Source organism: Streptomyces sp. NPDC087859, from assembly GCF_044742595.1.
Taxonomy (GTDB): domain Bacteria; phylum Actinomycetota; class Actinomycetes; order Streptomycetales; family Streptomycetaceae; genus Streptomyces; species Streptomyces canus_F.
In genome coordinates, this window is sequence record NZ_JBIUUU010000036.1 from 25506 (window position 1) to 37566 (window position 12061).

A 12061-nucleotide genomic window follows, 5' to 3' on the forward strand; every position below is an offset into this window, starting at 1 on the left:
TTGTGCGGAACCCGTGTCAATATTCGGAGTTTCTGAATTAATTCCGCTCAGGTGACACGGCCAGTGGATCCCGGTAGAGCATGTCGAGGGCCACCGAACCGCCTGCCACCGCCAGTACGGAATCCGGGAAACTCGTCGGGATCACGGCCGCCGCCCGCTCGGGTCCCACCTCCTCGCGCAGCGCGGAGAGGCAGTCCTCCCGATGGATCGCGCCGACCTCGGTGACGACGACGGTCTCCGGGTTGAGGATGTCGAGCAGCAGCCCGGCCGCCCGCCCCGTCATCCGCGAGCGCTCCACCAGCAGCCGCGCGGCCACCGCGTCTCCGCCCGCCGCCCCCTTCACGAGACGCATCGGGTTCACCCCGGCCATGACGCCCGCCTCCCGCGCCCGCTCGCACAGCGTCCGCTCGCTGAGCTCGACCTGAAGGCAGCCGACCCGCCCGCACCCGCACCTCTGCGTGCCGCCGTCGAGCGGCAGATGGGCGATCGCGCCGGCCTGCGAACGCGGCCCGTGGTGCACCTCGTCGTTGGTGGCGAACGCGGCGTCGACGACGTTGCCGACGAACAGGTGCAGCACGCTCCGGCTGCCGCGTGCCCGCCCGAACAGCCGCTCCGCGTTGACCAACGCCCGCGCGTGCCCGTCCACATGGACCGGCAGCCCGGTGCGCGCCCCGATCAGCTCCCGCACCGGCACGTCCCGCCAGCCCAGCAGCTGGTGCTCGACGACGGTCCCGGCCTCCTGGTCCACCCAGCCGCCGGCCGCGAAGCCGACGCCGAGTGGCCGACGCCCCGGCGCCTCGGCCAGCAGTGCGCCCAGCCCGTCGGCGGCCCGCGCCAGCACCCGCCCCGGCTCGGTGACGCCCTCGTGCTTGAGCTCCCGCGAGGCCACCACGCGTCCCCGCAGATCGAGCAGCGCGACGGTGGTGTGGGGCACCGCCACATGGACGCCGCCCATGACGAACGCCGAGGAGTCCAGGTCGACCGGCACATGGGGTCGCCCCACACCGTTCGACCGCCGGGGCACGGCCGCGTCCCGGATCAGTCCGAGCCCGGCGAACCGGGCACAGTAGTCGGTGACCGAGGCGGGGGAGAGCCCGGTGAGCCGGGCGATGGTGGAGCGCGCCACCGGCCCGTGCTCCAGCACGGACCGCAGCACGACGCTGGCGCTGGTGCGCCGCCGGTTGGCGTCGGCGGCGCGCGAGATGGGGGAGGCAAGGGCGGTGGGCATGGCGATCATCCTCGGGAGCGGTTCCGACACTGCGCCGTCTCGGAGGGGAAGGCGCGCCGGAGCCGCCTCACCCGGGGCGGCGACAGGCGGCCGCGCTCACTCGTCGCAGGTCGACGTGGCGACGCGACGTGAGGGTGAGGGCCTGGGCAACCATGGCTCGAAGAGTAGGTGTGTCGGCCGGATCCGGCCAGAGTGCGACGCCCTGTTTGGTGGGACCCTACAGACGCCGTTCACACTCGACACGTGAGTGAAACGTCCCGGCCTGAGTGACCGGTGTCACGTCCTACCCGGTGTAACCACCACCCTTTGTCTGGAGCCCACCAAGTCGCGGCTCCCGCCTTTGTCGAGCGCTGACGGTGATCGGCGTGCGGGTGCCGGGATAGCGTCGCGATGTCCCTCGCCGTTCATACCCTCGCGGAGTCCCCATGAGCACCGCCGTCGCCCCCGTCCGCCCTGGCCAGGTCCTCGCCGACCTGCTCCCGGCCTCCCGTGTCCGGGACGTCGCGCTCGTGCTCGGCGGCGCCGCGCTCACCGGCCTCGCCGCCCAGCTCTCGGTGCCCGTGCCGGGCTCCCCGGTGCCGGTGACCGGCCAGACCTTCGCCGCGCTGCTCGTCGGCACGACGCTGGGCGCGGGCCGAGGCTTCCTCTCCCTCGCGCTGTACGCGCTCGCGGGCATCGCGGGCGTGCCGTGGTTCGCGGGCGCCACCTCCGGTGGCTCGGCCCCCTCCTTCGGTTACATCCTCGGCATGATCCTCGCCTCCACCGTCGTCGGCGCCCTGGCCCGCCGCGGCGCCGACCGCTCCGTGTGGCGCACGGCGGGCGCGATGCTGCTCGGCGAGGCGATCATCTACGCCGTCGGCGTCCCGTACCTGGCCCTCGCCACCGGCATGTCCGCCTCCGCCGCCATCGCGGCCGGCCTCACCCCGTTCCTGATCGGCGACGCCCTCAAGGCGGCCCTGGCGATGGGCCTGCTGCCCACGACCTGGAAGTTCGTCAACCGCTGAAACCCCTGACGTGGTCAGGGAAGAGGCTCGCCGGGTCGTACTGCGACTTCAGCCCGGCGAGCCTCTTGCGCGTCACGTCGTCGTAGAAGCCCGCGTTCCGGTCCCCGGCCCCGAACGCGAAGTTGACCGCTCGCCCGAGCGTCACGGGCGCGAGCGACGCGAAGGCCGGATCGAGGACCTCCCGGGCTTTCGCCCGTTCCCCCACGGCCAACAGCCTCACCAGGAACCGCCCTTCGCGCCACGGCACGGAGTTCGGCGCGGCCTCGGCGAGCGCCCCACCGAGATGATTGATCTGTACGACGGTCATGGCGCCGGAGCCCGGCCCGGTACGTCGGAGGACCTCACCTGCTGCCGCGGGATCGAACTCACCCAGCACCGCACTGTCCCCGTAGTACGTGTGCGGGAAGTCCGGGTCGCTGTGGATGGTGTGGCTCTCGGTGTACGGCATCTCCCGCAGCGAGTCGGAGAGCACCGGCCCGATCTCCCGCAGCGGGGCGACGAGCCGCTCCCCGTCGGCGCCCGTGTACGCGACCCGTACCGACAGGACGTACCGCCCGCGCAGGTGCGGCGGCAGCGCCGGCAGGTCCGGATACGGTACGGCCGCGAAGGACGAGGTCAGCCTGTCCGGTACGGTCCGCGTCCATGCCTCGTACGCCCGCAGCGCGGCCGCCGGATCGACCTGACGCCCGTCGAAGGCGAGCGAGCCGCCGTACAGCCTCCGCACCGGGACGAGACCGATCTCCAGCTCGGTGACGACACCGAAGCCGTGCCCGGCACCGAGCAGCGCCCAGTACAGATCGGGCGCCGACTCCCGGGTCACCCGCCGCAGCCGACCGTCCGCGGTGACGACGTCGAGTGAACGGACGTGATCGGCCGCGTACCCGAACTCCCGCGCCAGGATGCCGAGTCCGCCGCCCAGCGTGTACGACACGGCGCCGACCCCCGGCGCCGAGCCGTTGAGCGGCGCGAGCCCGTGAGGCGCGGCGGCCTCGACGACCTGGCTCCAGCGGACCCCGGCCTGGACGCGGGCGGTGCGTTCGACCGGGTCGACGCTCACCCGGTCCATGCGCCGCGTCGAGACGAGTGCGCCGCCCTCCACCGGGCCCCGCAGTCCGTGCCCCGTGGCCTGGACGGTCACCGGCAGCCGCTCGGCGGCGGCGTGGCGCACGGCGGCGATGACGTCGTCGGCCGAGGCGGCGGCGATGACATGTGCGGGACGCACGGTGAATCCGGTCTGGAATCCGCTGAGTTCCTCTGCTGTGTGGCTGTTCATGCACCGCATGCTGGAGGCATAACCTGACAGTTTCCGTCAGGTTATGCCTCCGTCGTCGGTCAGGCCTCCCGGCGCCGCGTCGACCACCACATCCCGGCCGCACCGGCCGTCAGCAGTGCCGCGCCGCCCGCCCCCAGCGGGAGCAGGTCACGGGCGGGACCGGTCTTGGGCAGTTCCTTGTCGCCGCCCGGCCCCACGGGCTGGTTGTCGGTGCCGAGCAGCAGCGGGGTGGCCGGGGCGTTCGGTGACGGGTTCGTCGTACCGAAAGGAACCGGGCCCTGCTGCCAGAACGTCTTCTTCCCGTCGCCGGTCTGTACCGGCAGACAGATCTTGCCGGTCTTTCCGAGATCGAATGTCGCGTCCACGACGTACGACTTCGACTTACCGGCCGCGAGATTGTCGATCGGGCAGGCGAAACCGCTGTTCGAGCCCTCCGGCAGATCACTTTCGGCAATCGAGGAGCACCCTTGAACGTTATTGACCGTCAGGCCGTCGAAGCCGACGACCAAAAGCCGGATCTTTCCGCTGTCCTTGGTCCCTTCGTTCTTCACCGTGGCGGTGAGGTCGGTCTTTTCGGAACTGTTGTCGACCGAGATCTGTTCGGGCAGCAGCGTGGTCAGCTTCACGCCCGCCGGTGCCTCGTCGACGGCCTTTCCCCCCTTGCTGCTTCCGGGTCCCTCGTCCGCGCCGGCGGCGGTGGAGAGGATCAGCACGGCCGAAAAAGATGCCGTGACCAGCGATCCCGCGATGGTCGTCATACGACGAGAACTCATGTTCGTCCCCCTTGGCTGCGCCTGAATTCGCAGTACTTGAAGAGCTACCACAAGATTTCTCCGCACTATGCTGGTACGGCGCGAAGTGTGACCATTGTGTTGAAGTAGGCGTTGGCCGGTGCGTGGTTGAGGGGGGTGTGACGGATTGCCGGGGAATACGGGAAACACGAGGAGCGGTGGGGCTCCCGGGATATTGGTGACGGGACGTTATCGCCTGGTCGAGAGTATCGGCCAGGGGGGAATGGGGCGGGTGTGGCGAGCCGCCGATGAGATGCTCGACCGGGAGGTCGCGGTCAAGGAGATGCGCATAGACGGCCTCGACGCGGAGGACGCGCGCACCCGCCGGGAACGCACGCTGCGCGAGGCCCGGGCCACGGCGCGGATCGACCACCCCAATGTCGTACGGATCTATGACGTCGTCGACGAGGGCGAACGTCTGTGGATCGTCATGGAGTTGGTCGCCGGCCGCTCCCTGGAACGCATGATCGCGGAGGACGGCCCGCTCGGTCCCCTGGAGGCGGCCCGTATCGGCGTCGGCCTGGTGACGGCACTGCGTCAGGTGCACGCCCGTGGCGTCCTGCACCGGGACATCAAGCCGGGCAACGTCCTGGTGGAGCGGAACGGACAGCGCGTGGTCCTCACGGACTTCGGCATCGCGGCGATCCAGGACGCGAAGGCGCTGACGATGGTCGGCATGCTGGTCGGCTCACCCGACTACATGGCCCCCGAGCGCATCTCCGGCCGCCCCCAGGGCCCGCCGTCCGACATCTGGTCCCTCGGCGCGACACTCTGCGCGGCCATGGGCGGCCACTCCCCGTTCTCCCGCGACACCACACTCGCCACGCTCCACGCGGTCCTCTACGAGGAGCCCGAACTCCCCGCCGCGGCGGGCCCGTTGCGCGACATCCTCGACGCCCTCCTGGAGAAGGACCCCGATGTCCGCCCCGGACTGGAGGACCTGGAGACCGCCCTCCGACCGGTGGCCTTCCCCCCGCCCACCCCGACAGTGGCGGTAACCAGAGCACCACAACCCCACGAGCCGCAACGCCCCCCGTCCCCCGGAAACCCACCGCCCGCGAACCAACCCCGAACAACGGATCCGAAGCCCGACGCCCCGGAACACCTGCCGACGACCAGGCCCGGGAACCCGCCCGAGCCCGGCCACGACCACTCGGCCGCGACCGGCCACGAACCGACGGACGGTCCCCACGCGCCGGAGCCGACGGTCTGGCCCGCCACTGGGCCGGAACACGCGGCCGGACCGGGGGACTTGGCCGACTCTGGGCGGGACCGCCTGGCCAAGGCCGGACCGCAAGCGACGGGCGGTCCTCACGCGCCGGAGTCGGCGGTTTGGTCCGCTGCTGGGCCGGAATACGCGGCCGGACCGGGGGACTTGGCCGAGTCTGGGCGGGACCGCCTGGCCGAGGCCGAGCCGGAAGCGACGGGTGGTCCTCAGGCGCCGGAATCGGCAGTTTGGTCCGCTGCTGGGCCGGAGCGCGCGGCCGGACCGGGGGACTTGGCCGAGTCTGGGCGGGACCGCCTGGCCGAGGCCGGGCCGGAAGCGACGGGTGGTCCTCACGCGCCGGAGTCGGCGGGTTGGTCCGCTGGGCCGGAATACGCGCGCGGGCCCGGGGCTGGGCCGGGGGACTCGGCCGGGTTCGGGCAAGGGCGCCCGGGTGAGGCCGGGGCGGAAGCGGGGGGTGGTCTTCACGCGCTGGAGTCGGCGGGTTGGCCCGCTGGGCCGGAATACGTGCCGGGGCCGGGGGACTTGGCCGAGCCTGGGCGGGATCGCCCGGGTGAGGTCGGGCCGGAAGCGACGGGTGGTCCTCACGCGCCGGAGTCCGAATCGGCGGGTGAGTCCGCCTCCGGCCGCGCACCGTCGTCGGTGCCCTCGGCGGCCACTCCGCGGACGCCGGCGCCCGACCGTGCGACCCCCCGACTCCCGTGGGCCCCCCACGAATCACCCACGCCCGCCTACGTGGACGTCTCTCGCGTCCCCATGGCTCCCGACCCCCGGCGCCCCGAGCCGGAACCCGATTCCGTCCATGACGCGATCCCGCAGGGGCGCACCGCACCCGCGCAGACCCAGCGCCCCGCCACTCAAGCGCCCTCTCCCGGCCGCCCCACACCCTCACCCGCCCTCGATCACGGCAACGCCTCCACGGAAGCGGCCGCGTCCACCAGTTCCGAGGTCCGTTCCGAAACCCCCGTCGGCAGCCCGGCGGGAGCCGTACGCGGTGTGTCGCTCAACCGGTCCGAGGCGGTCACCGAGAGGCGGCCGGTGCACGAGCCGCCGCTCGGGACGGAGCCCGGCGAACTGCCGGGACCCGCCCGTCCGAGCGGCCCGCCGCACCCGCACCCGCACCGCCGTACCGGACTCCTCGCCGCCGCGGCCGTGGTCACCGCCGGTGCGGTCGTCGCCGTCGTGCTCCTGATGAACTCCGGCTCACCCGGCGGGAATCAGGCGGACAGCTCACGGGCCCCCTCCTCGACCGTGTCCGAGACACCGTCGCCCACCGTCGAGGGCACATCCCGCCCGCAGAGCCTGCCGCCGGGCGCGCACCGGGAGGCTGGCGGGTTCGCCTGGGCGACACCGGAGGGCTGGCGCAGGGACGTGAAGACGGGCGCCGAGGTCCACTACACGTCACCGGACGGCAGACAGGAACTCGTCGCCAAGTCCTCGCTGGCCCGCGGCGATCTGATGGAGACCTGGCAGACCTCGGAGCAGAACGCCCACCAGGGCGAGGACTACCAGAAGATCCGGCTGGAGGAGACGAAGTTCCGCGACTACCCGGCGGTCGTCTGGGAGTACACCTTCACCCTCAAGGGCACCAAGTGGCACGCCCGGCTGCTGGGCTTCAACGCGGACGGCAAGTCGTACCAGATCAACACCTGGTACCAGCCCGACATCGAGAACCAGGCGGTGAAGACGTACGACAAGGTCACGGACAGCTTCACGATCCTTTGACGGCATGAGAAAAGGGGCCCCTCGCGAGGGGCCCCTTTTCTCATGATCCTCAAGCCTGCCGCGTCAGCCGACCTTGACCTCGTCGACCTCGTCGTGCACCTCGGGGGAGACCGCGGCGGCCCGTCCGGCCCCGACCTTCTCCTTCACGAAGGCGATGGCGAGCACGAACGCCGCGACGAGCAGCGAGAGAAGCACGGTCGTACGACCGCTGCTCGCACCCTCGGTGTCGGTCAGCATGTAACCGAGCACGAACACGATCAGCCCGGCCGTCGCCCAAGTGAGATACGGGTACAGCCACATCTTCACGACCAGCTTCTCCGGCTCCTCGGCCTGGATGATCTTCCGCATCCGCAGCTGCGAGAAGCAGATCACCAGCCAGACGAACAGGGCGACCGCGCCGGAGGAGTTGACGAGGAAGAGGAAGACCGTCTTCGGGGACAGGTAGTTGAAGAAGACGGCGACGAAGCCGAACACGACCGAGGCGAGAATCGCCGTCATCGGCACGCCCCGGCTGTTGGTCCGGGCGAACCCCTTCGGCGCGTCGCCCCGCTGGCCGAGCGAGAACGCCATGCGGGAGGCCGTGTAGAGGCCGGAGTTGAGACAGGACAGCACCGAGGTCAGCACGATGAAGTTCATGATCTGACCGGCGTGCGCGATGCCCAGGGAGTCCAGGGCGGCGACGTAGGAGCCGTCCTTCTTGATGGACGGGTCGTTCCAGGGCAGGAGGGAGACCACGACGAAGATCGAACCGAGGTAGAAGACGCCGACCCGCCAGATGATGCTGTTGGTGGCCTTGGTGACGGCCTGCTGGGGGTTCTCGGACTCGCCGGCGGCCAGGGTGGCGATCTCGCTGCCCATGAAGGAGAAGACGACGAGCAGCACACCGGTCAGGATCGCGCCGGCGCCGTGGGGGAGGAAGCCGCCGTGGTCGGTGAGGTTGCCGAGGCCGGCCTTGTCGCTGTCGACGCCGGGCAGCACCCCGAAGACGGCGAGCCCGCCGATGACGATGAACGCGGCGATCGCGACGACCTTGATACCGGCGAACCAGAACTCGAACTCGCCGTAGGACCCGACGGAGACCAGGTTGGTCGCGGTCAGCACGATCATCACGATGAGGGCCCAGGCCCACTGGGGCACGGCCGGTATCCAGCCCTCCAGGATCACGGCACCGGCGGTGGCCTCGACGGCCAGCACCACGACCCAGAAGAACCAGTACAGCCAGCCGATGGAGAACCCGGCCCAGCGCCCGAGCGCGCGGTCGGCGTGCGCCGAGAACGACCCGGAGGTCGGGTTGGCGGCGGACATCTCACCGAGCATCCGCATCACCAGCACCACGAGCGTGCCGACGAGTGCGTACGACAGGAGGATGCCGGGTCCTGCGGTGGCGATACCGGAGCTGGATCCGACGAAGAGGCCGGCACCGATCACACCCCCGATGGCGATCATCGACAGGTGACGGTTCTTGAGCCCGGCCTGAAGGCCGTTACCGGGGTCTCCGGTGGCCTTGGCCGGGGTCGGCTGCGAAGTCATGCGGGGAATTCCTTTGCGCCGGGCGAGCAGTGTCCCGTACGAGCGGCGTACGGATCGGTCCAGTGAATCGGAGGCAAAGGAATTCGTGAACCTTTGATTCCGGATCGTTACTTGAGGTTTTCATGAGCTTCAATGGTCAGGGGCGCATTTTTCCTGGACGACACCCAGGGCTGCTGCCCCGAAACAGTCGTGTCACACTCATCCCATGCGCGTGTATCTCGGCTCCGACCATGCGGGCTTCGAACTCAAGAACCACCTCGTCGACTGGCTCAAGGCGGCCGGTCACGACCCGGTGGACTGCGGTCCCCACATCTACGACGCCCAGGACGACTACCCCCCGTTCTGCCTCCGCGCCGCGGAGCGCACGGCGGCTGACCCGGACTCCCTCGGCATCGTGATCGGCGGCTCCGGCAACGGCGAGCAGATCGCCGCGAACAAGGTCAAGGGCGTCCGCGCGGCGCTGGCCTGGAGCGAGGAGACCGCGTCGCTGGGCCGCCAGCACAACAACGCCAACGTCGTGGCGGTGGGCGCACGCATGCACACCCAGGACGAGGCCACGAAGTTTGTGGAGACCTTCCTCGCCACCCCGTTCTCCGAGGACGCCCGCCACATCCGCCGCATCGACATGCTGGCGACCTACGAGACGACCGGCGACCTCCCTCCGATCCCGCCCCACCACCCCCAGCAGTAGCCGAGGACACCCCAACCACCCGCACAAGCCACCACACCTCCCGCGGGTGGCCACACCTCCAGCCGCCGCCCGGGTATCCCAGCCCGTCCGACGCCCGAGGACGGGGACCCGCCATCCCGATCCCCCACCCACCCGCGGGTGCCTACGCCTCTATACGCCGCCCCAGGTCTCTCAGCCTGTCCGGCACCTGAGGACGGGGACCTGCCATCCCGATCCCCCACCCACCCGCGGGTGCCTACGCCTCTAGACGCCGGCCCAGGTCTCTCAGCCTGTCCGGCGCCTGAGGACGGGGGCCTGCCATCCCGATCCCCCCACGCGTGTCTTTCAGTTCATCCGGCGCCTGAGGACGAGGGCTCCTGCCTCTCGTGTCTTTCAGCTCGTCCGGCGTTTGAGGACGAGGCCCTTAGGGGCCGACGGGGGTCTGGGGGCGGAGCCCCCGGGGGCCGGGGTCGAAGGGGCGGGGCCCCTGGAGGATGGGACGGGTAGGGGCGGCGGGGGCGAGAAACGCCCCCCGGACGAAGAGGAGCCACCGTGCCTGAGGGGCACACGATCCACCGCCTGGCCAAGGACTACGCCGCAGCATTCCGCGGCAGAAAAACCCAGGTCACCAGCCCCCAGGGCAAGTTCACCGACGCCGCGGACCTCCTCGACGGCGCGGAACTCACCCACACCGAGGCCCACGGCAAACACCTCTTCCTCGGCTTCCGGGGCACCGACTGGATCCACATCCACCTCGGCCTCTTCGGCAAGGTCACCTTCGGCCCGACCCCCGCACCCCCACCCACCGACACGGTCCGCCTCCGCCTCGCGAACCCCACGTCGTACGTGGACCTCCGCGGCCCCACGACCTGCGCCCTGATCACCCCCACCGAGAAGCAGTCGATACACGACCGCCTCGGCCCCGACCCGCTCCGCGACGACGCCACCCCCGAGACCGCGTACCGCCGGATCTCCCGCAGCCGTACGACGATCGCCGCCCTGCTGATGGACCAGAAGGTCATCGCCGGCGTAGGCAACGTCTACCGCGCCGAGGTCCTCTTCCGGCACCGGATCGACCCGTACCGCACCGGAAACACGCTCACCCCACCGGAATGGGACGCGATCTGGCACGACCTCGTGGACCTCATGCGCGAGGGCGTGAAGCACAACCGCATCGACACCGTCCGCCCCGAACACACCCCCGAGGCGATGGGCCGCCCGCCCCGTGTCGACGACCACGGCGGCGAGGTGTACGTCTACCGCAGGGCCAACCTGCCCTGCCACATCTGTGGCGGCGAGATCCGCACCGCCGATCTCGCCGCCCGCAACCTCTTCTGGTGCCCGACCTGCCAGAAAGCCTGAACCCGGCCTAGAACCCGTGCGGCAGCCACGGCGCCACGGCGGAGCCGAACCCGACCGCGGCCTCCCCCAGGGCCCCGCGCCGAAGCTCCCGCACCCGCCCGGCGGCCCCCAGCGAGGCCAGGCTCACCCCACCGAGATACGCCGCCCCCAACTCCCGTACGGACAGAGCCAGATCCGCCGGGTCGGTGGTCCGCTCGCAGGACGCCCCCTTCGCGTCCCCGCTCAGCCGCCAACGCCCCGCGTTCCACGGGCAGAAGTCGTCCGCGACCTCGAACACCACGTCCACCGGCGCCTGATAGGTTCGCGCCTCGAGCGCGGCCCCCACATCCACCAGCCGCACGTGCAACGAGTCCCGCACCCGCAGCGAACACCGCCGGATGTCGGACACGAGGTACTGCCACGCGTCGTCCACCGGCCGCCCCCGGGTCACCAGCTTCGAGGTCAGGTCGACGTCGAAAAGGAACCGCCACAGCGCCGCGTACACCGCGGGGTCGGGCGCCTCGACATCACGGACCAGCACCTTGCCCTGCGGCCCGGTCGGCTCCCAGTCCGGCTTGACCTGGAAGCGCGCGTACCCCACGACCTCCCCGTCCCGCTCCGCGACCACGCACTGCAACGGCGACGCACCCTCGCGCTCGTTCTCCGGGTCCAGCAGCATCAGCCGCTCCCAGCCGGGCGTGCGCGCCACCATCCCCGGCCGCGACGGCACCACGCGCGCGTACACCGCCTCGCACGCGCCCAGCGACTCGGCGGGCTTGGCGTACCGCAGGCGTACGTCGTCCGTCCCCGGCGGGACGGACAGCCGCACCTGCTTGGTGTCGATCTCCCCGGTCACCGCATACGTACCGACGCCGTACCCGAACCGCCCGTAGATGGCGGGCTCGGAGGCGGTCAGCACGGCCAGCGGCCACCCCCACTCCCGTACGTCGTCCAGCTGTCGCCGCATCATCGCCGTGAGGACACCACGGCGGCGATGGGTCGCGGCCACACTGACCATGGTGACGCCGGCGGCCCGTACCGAGGCGCCGCCGGGCACGGTCAGCCGGAAGCTGAACGCACCCGCCGTACCGACACACGCGTCACCGTCCCACACGCCGATGGAACGGTCGGTCTCGGTGAGGGTGTCCCACAGCTCGCGTTCCTCGGCCGACTCCGGGACCCCGCCGAAGGCGCGGATCAGGTTGTCGTACCACTCGTCCCAGTCCTGCCGCCGCAGCACCCGCAGTTCGGTCGCCAAGTCAGAAGCCATGGAC

Annotated in this window: 10 protein-coding genes; 4 read left to right on the forward strand and 6 right to left on the reverse strand. The window is 71.0% G+C overall.

Annotation, left to right across the window (positions count from 1 at the left end):
- Positions 1-37: 37 nt before the first annotated feature.
- Both ACIOHP_RS48700 and ACIOHP_RS48705 read right to left on the reverse strand, forming a co-directional pair.
- A complete protein-coding gene (locus tag ACIOHP_RS48700) occupies positions 38-1237 on the reverse strand; it encodes an ROK family protein (protein WP_401898140.1) in 1200 nt (399 codons plus the stop codon).
- A gap of 58 nt (positions 1238-1295) precedes the next feature.
- Complete coding sequence (locus ACIOHP_RS48705; RefSeq protein ID WP_353694792.1) at positions 1296-1382, reverse strand: putative leader peptide; 87 nt, start codon at positions 1380-1382, stop codon at positions 1296-1298.
- 271 nt (positions 1383-1653) lie between these two features.
- On the opposite strand from ACIOHP_RS48705, the gene ACIOHP_RS48710 reads away from it, so the two are divergent.
- Positions 1654-2232, forward strand: a complete 579-nt coding sequence (locus tag ACIOHP_RS48710; RefSeq protein ID WP_046259603.1) for a biotin transporter BioY — start codon at positions 1654-1656, stop codon at positions 2230-2232.
- On the opposite strand, the gene ACIOHP_RS48715 is transcribed toward ACIOHP_RS48710, so the two are convergent.
- Together ACIOHP_RS48715 and ACIOHP_RS48720 are read right to left on the reverse strand one after the other, a co-directional pair.
- Positions 2222-3514: an FAD-binding oxidoreductase gene (locus ACIOHP_RS48715; RefSeq protein WP_401898141.1), complete on the reverse strand. Its 1293-nt coding sequence runs from the start codon at positions 3512-3514 to the stop codon at positions 2222-2224. The two genes, ACIOHP_RS48710 and ACIOHP_RS48715, sit on opposite strands and share 11 nt — an antisense overlap.
- 50 nt (positions 3515-3564) lie before the next feature.
- A complete protein-coding gene (locus ACIOHP_RS48720) occupies positions 3565-4278 on the reverse strand; it encodes an LPXTG cell wall anchor domain-containing protein (RefSeq protein ID WP_401898143.1) in 714 nt (237 codons plus the stop codon).
- A gap of 241 nt (positions 4279-4519) precedes the next feature.
- Between ACIOHP_RS48720 and ACIOHP_RS48725 the strand changes: the two genes are divergently transcribed.
- The gene (locus ACIOHP_RS48725) at positions 4520-7246 is read left to right on the forward strand and encodes a protein kinase (RefSeq protein WP_401898191.1); all 2727 of its coding nucleotides are present in this window, start codon (positions 4520-4522) and stop codon (positions 7244-7246) included.
- Positions 7247-7309: 63 nt separating this feature from the next.
- On the opposite strand, the gene ACIOHP_RS48730 is transcribed toward ACIOHP_RS48725, so the two are convergent.
- Complete coding sequence (locus tag ACIOHP_RS48730; protein ID WP_361540839.1) at positions 7310-8776, reverse strand: amino acid permease; 1467 nt, start codon at positions 8774-8776, stop codon at positions 7310-7312.
- Positions 8777-8981: 205 nt separating this feature from the next.
- Here ACIOHP_RS48730 and ACIOHP_RS48735 point away from each other — a divergent pair, with 205 nt between their 5' ends.
- Together ACIOHP_RS48735 and ACIOHP_RS48740 are read left to right on the forward strand one after the other, a co-directional pair.
- Complete coding sequence (locus tag ACIOHP_RS48735) at positions 8982-9467, forward strand: ribose-5-phosphate isomerase (RefSeq protein ID WP_307030645.1); 486 nt, start codon at positions 8982-8984, stop codon at positions 9465-9467.
- Between the two features lie 531 nt (positions 9468-9998).
- Positions 9999-10808, forward strand: a complete 810-nt coding sequence (locus ACIOHP_RS48740; protein WP_361540833.1) for a DNA-formamidopyrimidine glycosylase family protein — start codon at positions 9999-10001, stop codon at positions 10806-10808.
- Between the two features lie 7 nt (positions 10809-10815).
- On the opposite strand, the gene ACIOHP_RS48745 is transcribed toward ACIOHP_RS48740, so the two are convergent.
- Positions 10816-12057 (reverse strand): GNAT family N-acetyltransferase, encoded by a 1242-nt coding sequence (locus ACIOHP_RS48745; protein WP_401898146.1) that lies wholly within the window; start codon positions 12055-12057, stop codon positions 10816-10818.
- Positions 12058-12061: the final 4 nt, after the last annotated feature.